The organism is Nocardiopsis sp. M1B1 (assembly GCF_052466615.1).
In genome coordinates, this window is the sequence record NZ_CP196194.1 from 2,195,751 (window position 1) to 2,213,174 (window position 17,424).

At 74.8% G+C, this 17,424-nt stretch carries 12 protein-coding genes; 10 read left to right on the forward strand and 2 right to left on the reverse strand.

Annotation, left to right across the window (positions count from 1 at the left end; translation table 11 throughout):
- Nucleotides 1-249 precede the first annotated feature (249 nt).
- Together ACSTA4_RS09440 and ACSTA4_RS09445 are read left to right on the forward strand one after the other, a co-directional pair.
- Nucleotides 250-2,142, forward strand: coding sequence for an ABC transporter ATP-binding protein (locus ACSTA4_RS09440; RefSeq protein WP_444963203.1), 1,893 nt, complete (start codon nt 250-252; stop codon nt 2,140-2,142).
- Nucleotides 2,139-3,878, forward strand: a complete 1,740-nt coding sequence (locus tag ACSTA4_RS09445; RefSeq protein WP_444963204.1) for an ABC transporter ATP-binding protein — start codon at nt 2,139-2,141, stop codon at nt 3,876-3,878. The genes ACSTA4_RS09440 and ACSTA4_RS09445 overlap by 4 nt, the downstream gene beginning before the upstream one ends.
- Nucleotides 3,879-3,910: 32 nt before the next feature.
- Here ACSTA4_RS09445 and ACSTA4_RS09450 read toward each other — a convergent pair whose 3' ends face one another.
- Nucleotides 3,911-5,233, reverse strand: coding sequence for a hypothetical protein (locus ACSTA4_RS09450; RefSeq protein ID WP_444963205.1), 1,323 nt, complete (start codon nt 5,231-5,233; stop codon nt 3,911-3,913).
- A gap of 635 nt (nt 5,234-5,868) precedes the next feature.
- Between ACSTA4_RS09450 and ACSTA4_RS09455 the strand changes: the two genes are divergently transcribed.
- The 5 genes from ACSTA4_RS09455 to ACSTA4_RS09475 all read left to right on the forward strand — a co-directional run bounded on the left by ACSTA4_RS09455 (nt 5,869) and on the right by ACSTA4_RS09475 (nt 12,637).
- Nucleotides 5,869-7,359, forward strand: a complete 1,491-nt coding sequence (locus tag ACSTA4_RS09455; protein WP_444963206.1) for an ABC transporter substrate-binding protein — start codon at nt 5,869-5,871, stop codon at nt 7,357-7,359.
- Entirely contained in the window at nt 7,359-9,260 is a 1,902-nt protein-coding gene (locus ACSTA4_RS09460; protein ID WP_444963207.1) for an ABC transporter permease subunit, read from the forward strand. Before ACSTA4_RS09455 ends, ACSTA4_RS09460 begins: the two co-directional genes overlap by 1 nt.
- Before the next feature lie 151 nt (nt 9,261-9,411).
- Complete coding sequence (locus ACSTA4_RS09465) at nt 9,412-10,449, forward strand: ABC transporter ATP-binding protein (protein ID WP_444963208.1); 1,038 nt, start codon at nt 9,412-9,414, stop codon at nt 10,447-10,449.
- Nucleotides 10,446-11,264: an ATP-binding cassette domain-containing protein gene (locus ACSTA4_RS09470; protein WP_444963209.1), complete on the forward strand. Its 819-nt coding sequence runs from the start codon at nt 10,446-10,448 to the stop codon at nt 11,262-11,264. The genes ACSTA4_RS09465 and ACSTA4_RS09470 overlap by 4 nt, the downstream gene beginning before the upstream one ends.
- Nucleotides 11,265-11,437: 173 nt before the next feature.
- Nucleotides 11,438-12,637: an MFS transporter gene (locus ACSTA4_RS09475; protein ID WP_444963210.1), complete on the forward strand. Its 1,200-nt coding sequence runs from the start codon at nt 11,438-11,440 to the stop codon at nt 12,635-12,637.
- 71 nt (nt 12,638-12,708) lie between these two features.
- Here the strand turns inward: ACSTA4_RS09475 and ACSTA4_RS09480 are convergent, their stop codons facing one another.
- Nucleotides 12,709-12,981 carry a hypothetical protein gene (locus ACSTA4_RS09480; RefSeq protein WP_444963211.1) on the reverse strand — a complete coding sequence of 91 codons (273 nt, stop codon included), beginning with the start codon at nt 12,979-12,981 and terminating at the stop codon, nt 12,709-12,711.
- A 749-nt stretch (nt 12,982-13,730) separates the two neighbouring features.
- On the opposite strand from ACSTA4_RS09480, the gene ACSTA4_RS09485 reads away from it, so the two are divergent.
- The 3 genes from ACSTA4_RS09485 (at nt 13,731) to ACSTA4_RS09495 (ending at nt 17,165) form a co-directional block, all read left to right on the forward strand.
- Entirely contained in the window at nt 13,731-15,044 is a 1,314-nt protein-coding gene (locus ACSTA4_RS09485) for an ABC transporter substrate-binding protein (RefSeq protein WP_444963212.1), read from the forward strand.
- Nucleotides 15,045-15,378: 334 nt separating this feature from the next.
- Nucleotides 15,379-16,524: an L-talarate/galactarate dehydratase gene (locus ACSTA4_RS09490; protein ID WP_444963213.1), complete on the forward strand. Its 1,146-nt coding sequence runs from the start codon at nt 15,379-15,381 to the stop codon at nt 16,522-16,524.
- Nucleotides 16,491-17,165, forward strand: a complete 675-nt coding sequence (locus ACSTA4_RS09495; RefSeq protein WP_444963214.1) for a TetR/AcrR family transcriptional regulator C-terminal domain-containing protein — start codon at nt 16,491-16,493, stop codon at nt 17,163-17,165. The genes ACSTA4_RS09490 and ACSTA4_RS09495 overlap by 34 nt, the downstream gene beginning before the upstream one ends.
- The last annotated feature ends 259 nt before the right edge of the window (nt 17,166-17,424 follow it).

The window sequence follows — 17,424 nt, forward strand, 5'->3', positions numbered from 1 at the left end:
TTCCGCCATCGACGACCACTCACCGGAGACCGGGTCCTTCGACCCCGTCGGCCACCGGCACAGGGTCACCAGCACACCCGCTCCACGCGCGACGACGAACGGCCCGGACACCGCGCACGGCCCCGTCGTCGACGAGTACGACCGGGAGGCCTCCGGCGTCGAGCGCCTCGCCGAGGAGTCCGGCCTGTCCGTGCGGCGCCTGCCCGGGACCGGCCGCGAGGCCGACCCGGTGACCGGGGTGCTGGTCCGTTGAGCACCGCACAGGACACCGCACCGCGCGCGCAGGCCGCGCCGGAGACGGGGACCGAGCGCACGCCCTCCCCGCTCGACGTCCTCCTGGAGCCGGTCAGGGGACGCGTCCGCGCGGCCGTGGCCCTCCAGGGCCTGGCCGGCGCGCTCGGCCTCGTCCCCCTGATCTGTCTGGCCGAGGCCGCGGCGGCGCTGCTGGCCGACGGGCCGACCGACGCCGCCCTGGTGTGGACGCTGGTCGCGGTCGCGCTGGCCGGAGCGGTCGCCGCCCTGGCCGCGGGCACCGCCTCCACCCTGGTCGGGCACCTGGCCGACAACGACATGCAGCTGTCCGTGCGGCGCGCCCTGGCCCGCCACCTGGGGCGGGTCCCGCTGGGCTGGTTCTCCGGCCGCGGCTCGGGCCGGGTCAAGAAGGCCCTGCACGACGACATCGAGGACGTCCACTCCCTGGTCGCCCACACCCTGCCCGACCTGGCCGCCGTCGTGGCGGTCCCCGTGGTCGCCCTGGCCTACCTCGCCTCCGTGGACTGGCGCCTGACCCTGGTCGCGGTGCTGCCCGTGGTCGCGGGCGTGCTGCTGTTCGCGCGGGCCATGGCCGGGTCCATGAAGAAGATGGCCGAGTACGCCGAGGCGATGGGCGCGGTCAACACCGCGGCCGTGGAGTTCGCGGACGGCATCCAGGTGGTCAAGCACTTCGGCGGGCACCGAAGGGCCCACGAGCGCTTCACCCGGGCCGCCGACGCCTTCGCGGACTTCTTCGTCTCCTGGTCGCGCGCCACCACCCCGGCCACGGTCGCCTCCTTCCTGGCGCTGTCGGCGCCCACGGTCACCGTCACCGTCGTGGTGGCGGGGGCGGGCTTCACCGTCCTGGGCTGGAGCGAGCCCGTCTCGGTGGTGGCCTTCGCCCTGCTGGCCCCGGCGCTGTGCGCGCCGGTGAACGTGATCGGCGCGCGGGTGCAGCAGATCCAGACGGCGCGGGCCGCCGCCGGGCGGGTCCGCGACCTGCTCGCCACCCCGCCCCTGCCCGAGGGCTCCGGCGGGGGACCGCGGGGCGCCCGCGTGGTCTTCGACGGGGTGCGCTTCGCCTACCCGGCCCAGGGCGGCGCCGAGGGGAGCGGGGCGGGCGAGGAGGTCCTGCGCGGCGTGGACCTGGTCCTGGAGCCGGGCACCGTGACCGCCCTGGTCGGCCCGTCCGGCGCGGGCAAGACCACCCTGGCCACCCTGCCCGCGCGCTTCGCCGACGTCACCGCGGGCGCGGTCACCGTGGGCGGGGCGGACGTGCGCGACATCCCCGCCGAGGAGCTGTACCGCACGGTCGGCTTCGTGTTCCAGGACGTGCGGCTGCTGCGGGAGACCGTGGCCGACAACATCGCCATGGGCCGCCCCGGGGCGACCCGGCGGGAGGTGGAGGAGGCCGCCCGCGCCGCCCGCGTCGCCGAACGGATCGAGGCGCTGCCGCGCGGCTACGACTCCGTGGTGGGCGAGGACGCCGACCTGTCCGGCGGCGAGGCCCAGCGGGTCTCCATCGCCCGCGCCCTGCTCGCCGACACCCCCGTGCTGGTGCTGGACGAGGCCACCGCGGCCGTGGACCCGGTGTCGGAGGCGGATATCCAGGACGCCCTGAGCGGACTGGCCCGGGGCCGCACGGTCCTGGTGATCGCGCACCGGCTGAGCACCGTGGCCGGGGCCGACCTCATCGCGGTCATGGAGGAGGGCCGCGTGGTGGAGCGCGGCACCCACGGCGGACTGCTGGCGCGCGGCGGCCGGTACGCCGACCTGTGGCGCGCCCAGCACCCGCGGGACGGTGACGCGGACGCACCCGCCGGGGGCGTTCCGGGCACGGACGTTCGTGACGAGGACGCACGAGACGAAGAACCGGGAGCAGACCAGTGATCCGCGCCTTCCTCAAGGCCCTGGGACCCGAGCAGGTCGGGCCCATGCGCGCGAGCCTCGCGCTCACCACCGTCGTCTCGGCCCTCCAGGGTGTGCTGTTCGCCCTCCTGGTGCCCGTGCTGTCCCACCTCCTGGGCCCCGACCCGGACCGGGCCTGGCCCTGGGCGGCGGTCCTGCTCGCCGCCACCGCCGTCTACGCGGTCCTGCGCGCGGGCAGCCTCTACCTCAACTTCCGTGTCGGTGGCGCACTCTCGCGGGGCCTGCACCACCGGCTCGGCGACCACGTCGTCCGCCTGCCCCTGGGGTGGTTCACCGGAGGCCGGGTCGGGGAGCTCAACCGCCTCGCCACCGACGGCGTCTCCCGGGCCACCAACCTGCCCGTGCACCTGTACCCGCCCCTGGCCGACGCGGTGGTCACCCCCGTCGTCGCGGTCCTGGCCCTGTTCGTGTGGGACTGGCGGATCGCGCTCGCGGCCGCGGCCTGCCTGCCGCTGCTGTGGATGGTCTTCACCCTGTCCGGTGAGGCGGTGGGGCGCAACGACGCCGCTCGCGACGCCGTCACCGACGAGGCCGCCGACCGTGTGCTGGAGTACGCCCGCGCCCAGACCGTGCTGCGGGCCTTCGGCCGCACGGACACGGGCGGCCGGAGCCTCGACGCGGCGCTGGAGGCCGAACACGGCGCCGCCCGGCGCCTGCTGCTGCGCACGGTCCCCGCCCTGCTCTGCTACTCCTTCGCGGTGCGGCTGGTCTTCGGCCTGCTCCTGGTGGCCACCGTGTTCCTCACTCTCGGCGGCACCCTCGACGCACCTCTGGCGGTCGCGCTGCTCGTGCTCGTGGCCAGGTTCGTCCACCCCCTCTCCGGCGCGGCCGACCAGGGGGCCGCCCTGCGGATGGCGACGAACGGGCTCGACCGGATCAACGCCGTGCTGGAGGCGCGGCCCCTTCCCGAACCGGACGCGCCGGTGCCGCCCCGGGGCGCGGACGTGGAGTTCGACGACGTGTCCTTCTCCTACGACCCGGACGGGCCCCGCGTCCTGGACGGGGTCTCCTTCCGGGCCGAACCCGGGACGCTCACCGCCCTGGTCGGGCCCTCGGGTTCGGGCAAGACCACGGTGGCCCGGCTGCTGGCCCGCTTCCACGACGTCGACGCGGGCAGCGTGCGCCTGGGCGGGGTGGACGTGCGCTCGGTCGGCAGCGAGGAGCTGTCCCGGCACGTGGCGATGGTCTTCCAGGACGTGTACCTGTTCGACGCGAGCATCGCCGAGAACGTGCTCCTGGCCGACCCCGGGGCCGAGCGGGAGGACCTGGACCGGGTGGCCGCCGCCTCCGGCCTCGACGCGGTCGTGGCCGAGCTCCCCGACGGGTGGGACACCCGTGTCGGCGAGGGCGGCGCCTCGCTCTCGGGCGGGCAGAAGCAGCGGGTCTCCATCGCCCGCGCCCTGCTCAAGGACGCGCCGGTCGTCGTCCTGGACGAGGCCTCGGCCGCCTTGGACGCGGAGAACGAGGCGCTGCTGACCGCGACCGCCGTCTCCCTGGCGCGCGAGCGCACGGTGCTCGTCATCGCGCACCGGCCCGCCACCGTGGCCGCCGCCGACCGGGTGGTCTTCCTCGACGCCGGACGCGTCGCGGAGGCCGGAACCCCGGCCGAACTCCTCGCCGCGGGAGGGCGCCACGCCGAGTTCGCCCGTGCGCGCGAGCGGGCCCGGGGCTGGAGGCTCACCGCCGAACCCTCCTGACCCCGAGCGGGTGGACGGTCCGCTCGGTCCCGTCATCGTGCCGCGTCCGTCCGCGGCGGGAAACGCCTGGCCTTGTGCACCGTGTACAGGGCGAACCCGGCGCGGGCCGCGACCAGGACCAGCCACAGGGACAGCAGGTTCAGGAGCCCGGTCAGGGCCAGCAGCGCGATCACCGGCAGAGCGGTGCACCACAGCAGGACGACGAGGCCGCGCACGGTGGCGTGGGGTGCGACGACGATCTTGAGCACAGACGACAGGAAACCCGCCCAGGGTTCCAGCAGCAGTTGGACGCCCACCAGCCGCACACCCCAGAGCACCAGGGGCTCCTGTTCCAGGCCCAGCCGTGCGGCGATCGGGCCGGGAGCGGCCAGGAACAGCAGCGCGACCGGCCACAGCGCGAGGGCCATGGACGCGGTGAACAGGCGCAGCCGGTGCGCGCGGTCCTCGGGAACGCCTTCGGAGGCGCGCAGGAGACGGCCCGCCACCATGCCGTAGGGCTTGAGCGGCACCACCAGTGTGCGGACGACCGTGATGAGGGCGACGGTGGCGGCGGCCTGGGCCACCGGTAGGGAGGTGGCGATCTGCGCGACCAGGGCGAAGGTCACCACCAGCACGAGGACGTCGAACGATCCCGAGAAGGAACCCGGAACGGAGCGCATCACGTGCGCCGAGAACATCCTCCGGGCGCCGGTGCGCACCGCCCTGACGGCGGCGGCCCTCGCCTCCGGCTCGGTGCGCAGCACGGTGCGGACGAGCGTCGCGAGGTCGATCAGGGAGCAGCCCGCGCCGACCACCGCCAGCGCGACCACCGGCGGCGGCTGCCACAGGAACACGGCGGCGGCGAGTACCGCGTAACCGGCGAAGTTCTCCACACTCGTGCGCAGGCGCACGCCCTCCTGGCCGGTGACCACCAGGATCCCCCCGGCGGCGTGCATCAGGGGAGCGATGAACACGGACGGGAGGCAGGCGAGGTAGTAGGCGGCGAACAGGGCGGGTGAGTGCTGGAAGAAGAGGGCGCCGCCGCCCGCCACGAGTGCGGCTGCGGAGAGGAACACGGAGCCGGCCAGCACCACGGCGGCGAGGGCGGCCGGTTCCTCCGTGTCCCGCAGGAGCGTTTCCCCGCGCAGGCGGGCGACCACGAGGATCTGGTGGGCCGTGCCCAGGGACATGACCACCAGCAGAAGGGAGAGCGTGCTCCCGTAGGACGCCGCGACCTCGGGACCGTACGCGCTCAGAGCGGAGAAGAAGACCAGGACCCTGGCTCCGGTGAGGAACACGGCCAGGGCCGTCTTCGTGCCGCGTGACAGGAAGTCCCGTGTGACTCCGCCTTTTCCCTCGGCGGGTTCTTCTGGCATGGGTTTTCAACTCGACGGTGCCGGGGGGCTTGTGAAAAACACCGTGAGATTAGCAGGGAACTCCGGTGTGGCGCCAAGGGGCGGCCGTTCTCTGGAGCGGTTTCCGAATCGGATTGAAACCGCTGTTCAGGGGGCTGACGGATTCACGGAACGGCACGGGTTCATGTCCGGTTCCGGCCATTTCCAGGAGTCGGTGCGCGGTGGCGTGGAAAACGAGTAGTTCCGCCCTCGCTCGAATGCGCGGGCGGGCGCGGTCCCCGCGTTCACCGAGGCGCCCGGACTGTCCGGCGGCGGAGGAAGGCGCCCCGAGTTGCCGAGCACCGGGGCCAGGGCCGGGGAGACGTACGGGGGAGTGGCGGGCCTCACTGCCTTGCGTGGCGTGGGCCTCCCGCGCGGTACCCGGCCCGCCCGCGGTCCCGGCTGTCGAGCCCTCAGGACAAAACGGGTATCCCTTTCCACGCCGGGCTTCCGTGCCCCCCAGTGCGTCGGTCCGGCGTGCCCCTCCGTCCCGCTTCGTCCCTGTTGGGCGGGGCGCGGGGGATCAATAATGAAAACGGTTGTCATATGCTGCTCTGGTCCGCCGAGGCGTCCGCGCACCGCGGCGGCCTCCCCGCCCCCGACCCGGAAGAACCGCCGTGCACCTGCGCAAGATCCCTCCCGGCGCCTGCCTGGCCGCCGCCTCCGCCCTCCTGCTGACCGCCTGCTTCCCGTCCGGCGGCGACACCGCCACCGCCGACGAGGAGGGGCGCATCGCGGTGGCGATGATGCAGCCGCCCAGGTCGGCCCTGTCCCCGCTCACCGACGACGCCTTCAAGCTCTCGCGTTGGAGCACCGCCGAGACCCTCGTCGTCCTGGACGAGGTCGGCGACCCCCAGCCCGGCCTGGCCACCGAGTGGACCCAGGTCGACGACACCACCTGGACCTTCACCGTCCGCGAAGGGGTGACCTTCCACGACGGCACGGAGCTGACCGCCGACGTGGCCGCGCACTCCCTGGAGTACGCCGCGCAGGCCTCGCCCAAGCCGCGCATCCTCGACGGCGTCGAACTCGGGATCGAGGCCGAGGGCGACACCGTCACCGTCACCACCGCCGAGTCCGACCCGCTCGTCCCCCAGCGCCTGTCCTCGCCGCAGCTGTCGATCCTGGCCGAGAGCGCCTACGAGGGCGACACGGTCAGCCCGATCGGCACCGGCTCGGGCCCCTTCGAGCTGGTCGAGGTCAACGGCACCACCTCCGCCCGCCTGGACCGCTACGACGGCTACTGGGGCGAGGCCGCCCTGGCCCCGGGCATCGATGTCAGCTTCGTACCCGACGGCACCGCCCGCGCCGCCGCCCTGCGCACCGGCGAGGCCGACATCGTGGAGGCCGTGCCCACCTCCCAGGCCGCCCTGCTGGACCCGGAACTCATCACCGAGGTGCCGATGCCGCGCACCAACACCCTCTACCTCAACACCCAGGACGGGTCCTTCACCGACCCCGGCCTGCGCGCCGCCGCCCGCGAGGCCATCGACCGGCAGGCCCTGGTGGACGGCGTCTACGAGGAGCGCGCGGACGTGGCCGAGGGCCTGCTGGGCCCCGCGCTGCCCTGGGCCGCCGACCGCCCCGAACGCCCGGAGGCCGCCGAGGCCGCCGACCCCGACGGCGCCGCCATCACCCTGGCCACCTTCACCGACCGCGCCGAGCTGCCCGAGGTCGCCACCGTCCTGGAGCAGCAGCTGGAGGACGCCGGGTTCGAGGTCGAACAGGTCGTGCGCGAGTACGCCAACATCGAGGAGGACGCCCTCAACGGCGAGTTCGACGCGTTCATCCTCTCCCGCGCCACCGTCCTGGACTCCGGCGACCCCGCCGCCTACATGACGAGCGACTTCTCCTGCGAGGGCTCCTTCAACATCGCCCAGCTGTGCGACGAGGAGGTGGACGCGGCGCTGGAGGAGGCCGAGCGCACCCCCGCGGGCGACGAGCGGCGCGCCGCGATCCTGGAGGCCGAGGCCGCCGTCCTGGCCACCGACGCCGCCATCCCCATGCTGCACGAACGCGTCATCCAGGGTGACGCCGCCAACGTCGTCGACTCGGCCAAGGACCCGCGCGAGCGCCTGCTCGTCACCCCGCGGACCCGGCTGAACTGATGGCCGCCGCCGCTCCCGACCGCACCGGCGCCCCCGGTCGCACCTCGCCACCCGGCCACCCCGAGCCCCCCGGGCGCACGGCCGCCTCCGACCGCGCCGACGCCCGCGGGGCCGGGTGGCTCCTGCCCCTGGTCTCCCGCGTCGCCGCCCTGGTCCTGGTCACGGTCGTCGTCGGGCTCCTGCCCTGGCTGTCCGGGCGAGACCCCGCCCTGTCGGTGCTGCGCGCCCGCTCGGCCGAGCAGGCGCCCACGCCCGAGGTGCTCGACGCCATCCGCGAGGACCTCGGCCTGGCCGACGGCCCCGCGGTGACCCTCGCCCGCTGGTTCGGCGGCGTCCTCCAGGGCGACCTCGGCCGATCCTGGGTCTCCGACGCGCCCGTGCTGCCCTCGGTCGTCTCGGCCATGGGCGTGTCCCTGACGGTCATGGGCGCCGCGCTCGCCGTCGCCCTGCTCGTCGCGGCCGTGCTGTGCGCCCCCACGCTGGTGCGCGGGGCGCGCGGCACCCTGCGCCCGGGCGGGTCGGGCAGCGGGGCCGCCGCCGCGATGCTCACGGCCCTGCCGGAGTTCCTCGTCGCCGTCCTGCTCATGGTCGCCCTCTCGGTGTGGCTGGGCTGGCTGCCGCCCTACGGCTGGCAGGAGCCGGTGAACCTCGTGCTCCCGGCGCTGGCGCTGGGCCTGCCCGCGGGCGGACTGCTGGGACGGCTGCTCGACGACGCCCTGCCCGCCGTCCTCACCGAGCGCTGGGTGGGGCTGTGGACGGCCTCGGGCTGCTCCCCGGCCGCCATAGCCGCCGCGGCCCTGCGCCGGGCCACCCCCGCCCTCATCCCCCAGTTCGCCATGGTCGTCGTCGGCCTGACCGGCGGCGCCGTCGCGGTGGAGACGGTCTTCGCCGTCCCCGGGATCGGCCGCACCGCCCTGGGCGCCGCCCAGTCCCAGGACCTGCCGCTGCTCCAGGGCGCCGTGCTCGGCCTCGTGCTGCTCGGCACCGCGGCCGGGATCGCCGCCCAGGCCGCCCGTCGCCTCCTGCTGGGCCCCGGCCTGCACGACGCGGCCCTGACCCTGCCCCCGCCGCCCACCGCCCCCGCAGGAGCCGTGCGCCGCGCGGTGCCCGCGGTGTGCGCGGCGCTGATCCTGGCGGTGTGCCTATGGGGCCTGACCCGCGACGCCATGACCGTCGAGGTGGCCCAGCGCCTCGCCGCCCCCTCCTGGGACCACCCCCTGGGCACCGACGCGGTCGGCCGCGACGTCCTGGCCCGGCTCGGGCACGGCGCCCTGGCCACCGTGGGCACCGCGGCGCTGGTGTGCCTGGCCAGCCTGGCCGTGGCCCTGTTGATCGGGTTCGTTCCCGCGCTGTCGGCGGGCGCCTCGGAGATGGCCAACGCCCTGCCCCCGGTGATCGCCGGAATCCTGGTGGCCGCCATCGCCGGGCCCGGACCCCTCGGCGCCGCCGTGGCCGTGGCCCTGGTCTCCTGGCCCCCGCTGGCCGCGCACACCTCCGCGCTGGTCCAGGAGACGCGCGCGGCCGCCTACCTGACCGCGCAGCGGGCCCTGGGCGCCGACCCCCGCTGGATCCTGGTCCGGCACGTGCTGCCCGCGGTCCTGGGGCCGGTTACCCGCCACGCCGTGCTGCGCCTGCCGGGCATCGCGCTGGCCATCGCCTCGCTCGGCTTCCTCGGCCTGGGCTCACAGCCGCCCTCGGCGGAGTGGGGACTGAGCCTGTCGGAGTCCCTGGCCTACGTGGAGCGCGCGCCCCTGGCGGCGCTGGCCCCGGCCGCCATGCTCCTGCTGCTGGCCGCGTTCGCCGTCTCCTCGTCCACGCTTCCCCAGGGCTCGTGGACACCCCCGTGGCGCCGGGGCTCCCGGTCGGTCGCGACCGCGACGCCCCGAGGAGCCCTGACGTGACCCGCGAAGAAGGCGGGCTCCCGCCCGAGGGCCGCGCGGGCGCGGCGGGCGGCGACCCGACCCGGGCGCGCGGCCGCCTCCGCCGCCCCGCTCCACGGTGCCCGGTTCCCCTCTCCGGCCCGAAAGCCGAACCCTCCCCGGAAGGACGCAGATGAGCGACGAGGCCCTGCTGTCGGTCCGCGACCTGCGGGTCACCCTGCCCGGACGGCGAGGGGGCGGGGTCCGCGCCGTGCGCGGACTCTCCTTCGACGTGCGCCCCGGCGAGGTGCTCGCGCTCGTGGGGGAGTCCGGCGCCGGGAAGTCGGTCACCGCCCGCGCCGTCCTGGGCATGGCGCCCCACGGCGCCTCCGTCACCGGAAGCGTCCGCCTGGACGGACAGGAGCTGGTCGGCGCCCCGCCCGCCGTCCTGCGGCCCCTGCGCGGGCGTCGGATGTCCCTGGTACCCCAGGACGCGCTCGCCGTGCTCAGCCCCGTGCACACCGTGGGCGCCCAGCTCGTGCGCGCCCTGCGCTCCGTGCAGCGGATGAGCCGGGCCGCGGCGTGGGAGCGGGCGGTGGCCGCCCTGGACCGGGTCGGCATCCCCGACGCCGCCCGGCGCGCGCACGCCTACCCGCACGAGTTCTCCGGCGGCATGCGCCAGCGGGCGGTCATCGCGATGGCCACGGTCAACGAGCCCGCCCTGGTGTTCGCCGACGAGCCCACGACCGCCCTCGACCCCAGGATGCAGGCCCGGACGCTGGAACTGCTGTGCGGGCTGCGGGAGCTGACCGGCACCGCGGTCGTCCTGGTCACCCACGACCTGGGCGTCGTCGGCGGCTACGCCGACCGGGTGGTGGTCGTCTATGCCGGGCGCCATGTCGAGTCGGGCCCGGTGGGACCGGTCCTGACCCGGCCGCGCGCCCCCTACACCGCCGGCCTGGTCGCCGCGCTGCCCCGGCCCGGGGCCGGGGACCGCCGCCTGCCCGCCATCGCCGGGACGCCCCCCTCGCCGGAGGCACTGCCCGGCGGCTGCGCCTTCGCGCCCCGCTGTCCGCTGGCGGAGGATCGGTGCCACGCCGAGGAGCCCTCACCGGCTTCGGCGGGGGAGTCGGGCAGGCTGGTCTCGTGCCACCGCTGGCAGGACCTGCCCGACCCGGCGTCCTCCCTGTTCACGGACACCGCGCACACGCCACGAGGAAGGACGACATGACCACCCCACCGCTGCTGAGCGTGCGCGACCTGGTGGTGCGCTACCCGGGCCGCACCCGGCGGGCCGCCCCGGTGACGGCCGTCGACGGCGTCTCCTTCGACATCGGTGCGGGGGAGACGCTCGCCCTGGTCGGGGAGTCGGGGTGCGGCAAGTCCAGCACCGCCGCGGCCGTGATCGGACTGCGCCGCCCCCAGGGCGGAACGGTGCTCTTCGAGGGCCGGGACCTGACCGCCATGGCGGAGGGGGAGCTGCGCGCCCTGCGCCCCGCGATCCAGCCGGTGTTCCAGGACCCCTACGGTTCGCTCAGCCCGCGCCTGCGTGTGCGCGACGCCGTCGCCGAACCCCTGCGCATCCACGGCCGCTGGGACCGCGCGACCGGTCCCGGTCGGGTGGCCGGACTCCTGGAGAAGGTCGGACTGGACCCCGCGCACGGCGACCGGCTGCCGCACGAGCTCTCCGGCGGGCAGTGCCAGCGCGTGGGGATCGCCCGGGCGCTGGCCTGCGAGCCGCGCCTGCTGGTCCTGGACGAACCTGTGTCGGCCCTGGACTCCTCGGTGCGCGCCGGGGTGCTCAACCTGCTCACCGGCCTCCAGGACGAACTGGGACTGGGCTACCTGTTCATCTGCCACGACCTGGCGCTCGTCGGGCACGTCGCGCACCGCGCGGCGGTCATGCGCGCGGGGCGGCTGGTGGAGACCGGACCCGCCCACCAGGTCTGCTCCGACCCCGCCGACCCCTACACCCGCGAACTGGTGGAGGCCGTCCCGGCCCTCCCCGGCGCCTCCGGGGACCGGTCGCTGCCGAGCGCCCCGTGAGCCCGGCACGGCCGCCCTGCGGGAGCGGGAGCGAGAGCGGACACGGGAGTGGAAGCGGGCACCAGAACAGGGACGGAAGCGGATCCGGGAACACGGCCGGGACCGGGCTCGGGAACAGGGGCGCGAACGTCCTGTCCCGGACCACCGCGCGCGGGGCCGCGGCGCTGCGCGACGTGTGCGGCCTGCCCGCGCTGCCCCTGCTGCTGATCGGCTCGCAGTTCGCGTTCAACGTCGGCTTCTTCGCGGTCCTGCCCTACCTCGCCGACCACCTCGGCGGCGCCCTGGGCCTGGCCGGATGGCTGGTCGGCCTCGTGCTGGGCCTGCGCACCTTCAGCCAGCAGGGCCTGTTCGTGGTGGGCGGCACGCTCACCGACCGGTTCGGTGCGCGCCCGGTGGTGCTGGCGGGCTGCACGCTGCGCGTGGCCGGGTTCTGCTGGCTCGGCTTCGCGCAGGGCACCGCGTCGGTCATCGCCTCGGTCCTGCTCATCGGTTTCGCCGCCGCGCTGTTCTCCCCGGCCGTGGAGACCGAGATCGTGCGCCAGGCCGTGCGGCACGAGCGGAGGACCGGTGAACCCCGCACCCGGATGCTCGCCCTGTTCTCCGTCGCGGGCCAGGCGGGAACCCTCGTCGGCCCGCCGCTGGGCGCCCTGCTGCTGCTCGGCGGCTTCCGCGCCGCCTGCCTGGCCGGGGCCGCGGTCTTCGCCGCCGTGCTGGCCGGGCACCTGCGGCTGATGCCCCGCACGGCGCCGGGCGCGCCCGCGTCGGCCGACCGGGGGACGCCGCGTCTGCGGGAGGGGCTGCGGCTGCTGCTGGGCAACCGCCGGTTCCTGGCGCTGAGCCTGGCCTACAGCGGCTACCTGCTGGCCTACAACCAGCTCTACCTGGCCCTGCCCGCGGAGGTGGAGCGGGCGACCGGCTCCCAGACCGCGCTGGGCTGGCTGCTGGCCTGGGCATCGCTGCTCTACATCGTCACGCAGATGCCGATGCTGCGCTGGGCCTCCGCGCGTCTGACGCGGCGCGCGACGCTGGTGTGGGGGCTGGTGCTGATCTGCCTGGGCTTCGCCGGGGCCGCCGCGTCCATGCCGGTCGGCGCGCTGGGCGGGCTCGTGCCCTCCGCTGTGTTCGTCACCGCGCTGACCCTGGGCCAGGTGCTCATCGTGCCCACGGTGCGTGCCTGGATCCCCGACCTGGTCGAGGACCGCCACCTGGGCCTGTTCACGGGCGCGCTGTCCTCGCTGTCGGGGCTGGTGGTGCTCCTGGGCAGTGTGCCCGCGGGGGCGCTGCTGGACCTGGGCGGGCCGCTGCCCTGGCTCCTGCTCGCTCTGGTGCCGCTCGCCGGAGCGGCGTTGGTTCCCGGCCGGGGCCGCCCCTGACCCGGGCCGGCGCGGCTCCGCTCCACCGTGCCGACGGGTGCCCCGGACCGGAACACCCGTCGGCACCGCCCTCACCACGGCGCGGTGTCGCCCACGGGTTCGGTGTTCTCCTGGCACCATCCGATCATCCGCTCGATCGTCGGCCCCCGGTCATTGACGCTTCGGTCCCAGACGATCTCCCGCAGGCCCGGCTCCGCGTCATCCTTGCGCGCTTCCAACATCGCCTCCACCTCCATGACGATGACCTGGTCCCTCTCCACTTCGGACAGGGAGTCCTCGCGCGCCAGGTACGCGTCGCGCAGGCGCAGCCTCTCGCAGACGGACTGCGCCGAGTGCCGATTCACCTCGGTCGACGGCGATGCGGACGGGGAGGGAGAGGGGGACGGGGACTCCGAGGCGGTCGGTGCCGGAGCGGCGGATCCCTCCTCGGCGCCAACGCCGGTGGAACATCCGCACACCATGAGCATCAGAACGGCGCACGCCAGCGCACACGAGAGCTTCATCGCAACACTTTCAGAAGGGGGAAGGAGACGCCGCGGACGGCGGCTCGGAAGGTCTCCAGTCTTTCACCAGCGGCCGTTTCCCCGGGGGAGAGGGCAAGAGGGCGGCCGGGCCCGGCACGTCCGCGGACGCCTCCGCCGCTGCCGTTCCCGCGCGTGCGGCTCTGCGGCGTGAGCCGGAGCGGATGCTGTTCGGAGCCCTTGGAAATCGCTTTCCCCTCAGGGGTGTCAGGAGGGGTGCTCCGTCATGCCGGGAGTGCCTGGCGATCCCGTGCTGCCTCCGGAACGCGCGGCTCGCCGTGGCCCTTCGCGCCCGCTCGTGTGGCTTCTGTGGCCGAAGGGGGCGCCGTTGTGGCGAGGCGGTCCACCAGGCGGTCCATGGATGTGAACCATTGACACCCATGTGAACGCGGTGCTAAAAACTGACCATTGTAGTCCTTGGATAGCGCTTACCAGTCCACTTCGAGCCGTTTCTTCCCTGTGTTCCCACGCACACGTCCGTGTCCGCGTCCCCCGGACGGCCGGGCGCGGACGCCCCCACCGAAGCCACAGCCGTCACCGGCGCGAGCCGGAAGCCGAAGGGAAACACCACCATGCGCGTACCCCCGGGCCGAGGGCGCCGACACGGCCGCCGCGGCACCGCCCTGTCCGCGACCGCCGCGGCCGCGGCGACGGTCCTGCTCGCCTCCGCCTGCTCGGGCTCCGACGACGGCACCGTGGAGCTGCGCTTCTCCTGGTGGGGCTCCAACGAGCGCCAGGCCACCATGCTCCAGGTCATCGAGAACTTCGAGGCGGACAACCCCGACATCCGGATCACGGCGGAGACCACCGACTGGTCCGCCTACTGGGACCGCCTGGCCACCACCACCGCGGCCAACGACTCCCCGGACATCCTCATGCAGGAGGAGCGCTACCTGCGCGAGTACGCCGACCGCGGCGCCCTGCTCGACCTGAGCGAGGCCGAGGGCCTGGACCTGTCGCTGATCGACCCGCTGGTCGCCGAGAGCGGCCAGCTGGACGGGCAGACCTTCGGCGCGGCCAGCGGAGTCAACGCCTACTCCGTCCACGCCGACCCCGAGGCCTTCGCCGCCGCCGGGGTGGAGATGCCCGACGACGACACCTGGACCTGGGCGGACTACGTCGAGATCGCCGGGCAGATCAGCGAGGGCACCGGCGGCGATATCGCCGGCGCCCAGAGCATGAGCTACAACGAGGCCGGTTTCCAGGTCTTCGCCCGCCAGCACGGGGAGGCGCTCTACAACGAGGACGGCAGCCTCGGCTTCTCCCAGGAGACCCTGGAGGCCTGGTACGAGATCACCCAGGACCTGCTGGAGAACGGCGGCCAGCCCAGCGCGGCCCGGAGCGTGGAGATCCAGGCGGGCGGCATCGACCAGTCGGTCGTGGCCACCGGAGAGGGCGCCATGGCGCACTTCTGGAGCAACCAGCTCGGCAACGTGGTCGAGGCCTCCGGTCGCGAGATCCAGCTCCTGCGCTACCCCGGCGAGACCGAGTTCGACCGGACCGGCCTGTTCTTCAAACCGGCCATGTTCTACTCGATCTCCGCGGGCTCCGAGCACCCCGCGGAGGCGGCCCGCTTCGTCGACTACATGCTCAACGACCCGGCGGCGTCCGAGCTGCTCCTGGCCGACCTGGGCCTGCCCGCCAACACCGAGGTCCGCGAGGCCATCCTCGACGACCTGCCCGAGTCCGACGCCCGGATGGCCGAGTTCATGAGCGAGATCGAGGGCACGATCGTGGACGGCAACCCGCCCGCGCCGATCGGCGCCGGGCAGGTAGTGGACATCAGCAGCCGCGTCAGCGACGGGCTCGCCTTCGGCGACCTCACCCCGGCCGAGGCCGCCGAGCAGTTCATGACCGAGGTCGAGGCGGCCATCGAGACCTCCTGAGCGGTTCGGCGCGGCCTCCGGCACGAGCGGGCGCCGCGCCGGACGCCGCCCGGTGGGCCCGCAGGCCCACCGGCCGCGCCCGCGCACGCACGAACACGGGCACGGGCGCGGCGAGGACGAGGGCATGCGCCTGTTCGCCGGTTCCCGGGCGCGGGCGCGGCTCCGCCACGGCGGACGCCCGCCATCGCCGTACACGCACGCATCCGCATACGCACACGTGCACGCCCGTGCGCACACACGTCCGTATTCGTAACCACATACGCACACGACCCACACGTGCACGCCCTCTACGCACACGTGCACGGCCGCACACGAGCACGAGAAAAGGACGTCCATGACCCCGCACGCCGGAGCGGCCACGCAGGACCGCATCACCAGCGTCACGATCTCCTCGGTCACCCTTCCCCTGGACACGCCCATCAGCGACGCCAAGGTCCTCACCGGGCGCCAGCGGCCGATGACCGAGGTCGCGATGCTCTTCGCCGAGATCACCACCGAGGCCGGTCACGAGGGCGTCGGGTTCGGCTACTCCAAGCGGGCGGGCGGCCCGGGGCAGTTCGCCCACGCCCGGGAGGTGGCCTCCGTCCTGCTGGGGGAGGACCCCAGCGACACGGGCAAGATCTGGGACAAGCTCGTCTGGGCGGGGGCCTCGGTGGGCCGCAGCGGGCTGGCCACCCAGGCGATCGCGCCCTTCGACATCGCCCTGTGGGACCTCAAGGCCAAGCGGGCGGGCCTGCCGCTGGCCAAGCTCCTCGGCAGCTACCGCGACTCGGTGCGCTGCTACAACACCTCGGGCGGCTTCCTCCACGCCCCCGTCGAGGAGGTCATGGAGAGGTCGGCCGCGGCGGTGGCCGACGGCATCGGCGGCATCAAGCTCAAGGTCGGCCACCCCGACAGCGCCACGGACCTGGCCCGGGTCGCGGCGGTGCGCGAGCACCTGGGCGACGGCGTGCCGCTGATGGTGGACGCCAACCAGCAGTGGTCGCGCGCCGACGCCCAGCGCATGTGCCGGGCCTTCGAGGAGTTCGGGCTGGTCTGGATCGAGGAGCCGCTGGACGCCTACGACTTCGAGGGCCACGGACGCCTGGCCGCGACGTTCGACACCCCCATCGCCACCGGGGAGATGCTCACCAGCGTCGCCGAGCACGCCGAGCTGATCCGGCACGGGGGCGCGGACATCGTCCAGCCCGACGCGCCCCGGATCGGCGGCATCACGCAGTTCCTCCAGGTCATGGCTATGGCCGACCGGCGCAACCTCCAGCTGGCCCCGCACTTCGCGATGGAGGTCCACATCCACCTGGCCGCCGCCTACCGGCACGAGCCGTGGGTGGAGCACTTCGAGTGGCTCGACCCCCTCTTCAACGAGCACCTGGAGATCTCGGGCGGGCGCATGCATCTCTCCGACCGGCCCGGCCTGGGGGTGACCCTGAGCGACCAGGCGCGCGCGTGGACGGTCGACACCCACCGGGTCGAGGCCTGACCGCGACGGTGCGCGGGCCGGGGGAGGCCCCGGCCCGGACACCGGCCCGCGGGTCCCGGCACGGACCGGCGCTGCTGGCCTCCGGAGAGCACGCCCACCCGGCGGTCGAGGAAACCGGTGAGCCGGAGCGCGTCGGCGACCTCGTCCACCGCCGTTTCCAGGGAGCGGCGGCGCAGACCGTGCAGGCCGCCGAACAGGCGCAGGGTCCCCCGGGGCGTGAGGGTCGGGTACAGAGCGAGGTGCTGGGGCGCCAGGCCCAGGAGGTGGCGGGCGGCCCGGGGAGACTCCCCGCCGAGCTCCCGGAGGCGATGCGGGTCGTGGACGCGCTCTACGCGGCGCTGCTGGACGCGGGTGTGCCGGACGCGCGGGTGGCGGCCCTGGAACGGATGATCAGCACGTTCGTGCTGGGCTTCGCGGTCTCGGAGGTCAACGGCCGCTTCGGGGAGGGCAACCTCGGCACGCGCGGGCGGCGCGAGCTGGCGGACCCGGCGCTGGTGCCCGCGCACCACCGGCTCGGCGAGGTGCTGGACCGCCCGGTCGACTGGGACGCGGAGTTCGAGGAGGGGCTGCTCCGGCTGCTGGAGATGGTCGAGGGGGCGGCGCGGGCAGGGGAGGAGCCTTCGGCGCCCGGTCGGCCGTAGGCGGCGCGCGGACGGCCTCCCCGAACGCTCGGCCTGCGCCCACGCGCGCGGACGGCCTCCCCGAACGAGCGGGCGACGCCCCCGGGCGTGCGGGTGACACGGGCCGGGGAGCAAGGTAGAACAGCACGAGCGCCCCGAGAGCACCGGAGCCCGCCCGGCCGAGGACCCCGACGCCGCGGAACCCGGCGCGTCATCCACAGCTCCGCCGCACACCACCGCGGGGGAGCGGGGCCGGTACCGACGAACGAGGAGCACGATC